The sequence below is a fragment of the Caballeronia sp. LZ024 genome, assembly GCF_031451455.1.
GTDB lineage: Bacteria > Pseudomonadota > Gammaproteobacteria > Burkholderiales > Burkholderiaceae > Caballeronia > Caballeronia telluris.
This window is the reverse complement of sequence record NZ_JARUXL010000052.1, coordinates 1-551: the sequence shown is the minus strand read 5'-3', so window position 1 is coordinate 551 and position 551 is coordinate 1. Positions and strand designations below refer to the sequence as shown.

Below are 551 nucleotides of genomic sequence, written 5' to 3'. Positions count from 1 at the left end.
ATTTGCAGCCCGGACAGCTACGCCTACTCGTACATCGACAAGGACGGGCGTTATATCGTCCGCTTCGACTCGGATTTCGAGACGTGGCCCAACGGCGGCGAAAGTGTGCCGCTGCGCCTGGCGAAGCCGTTCGCGGGCAAGGGGCAAACCGGGATGCACTTCCCGGCGCTGGACAATGACGAAGCGGTGATTACCTGTCGCGACGGCGACCCGGACAAGCCTGAAATCAGCGGTTTCCATCATCACAGCCAGGCGCGCGACCTGGTGACGAATGACCGGCGCTGGCTGTCGCGCAACATGATCCGCACGCAGAGCAACAACAAGCTGCGCATGGAGGACTGGGCGGGCCAGGAAGGCATCAAGCTGAGTACAGAGCATTCGGGAAAGTCGCAGCTCAATCTCGGCTATCTGGTGAACAGCAAGCTCGAATACAGGGGGGAAGGCTTCGAGGCGAGAACATCGGGCTGGGGAGTGCTTCGCGCAGGCAAGGGCGTGATGGTGACCACCTACGACCGTCCCGGCGCGAGCGGCAAGCAACTGGACATGCAGGA

General features: G+C 61.9%; 1 protein-coding gene. It reads left to right on the top strand.

Annotation, left to right across the window (positions count from 1 at the left end):
• The coding region (locus QCE48_RS31700) for a type VI secretion system Vgr family protein (RefSeq protein WP_309794496.1) at nt 1–551 on the top strand (551 nt) is incomplete at both ends.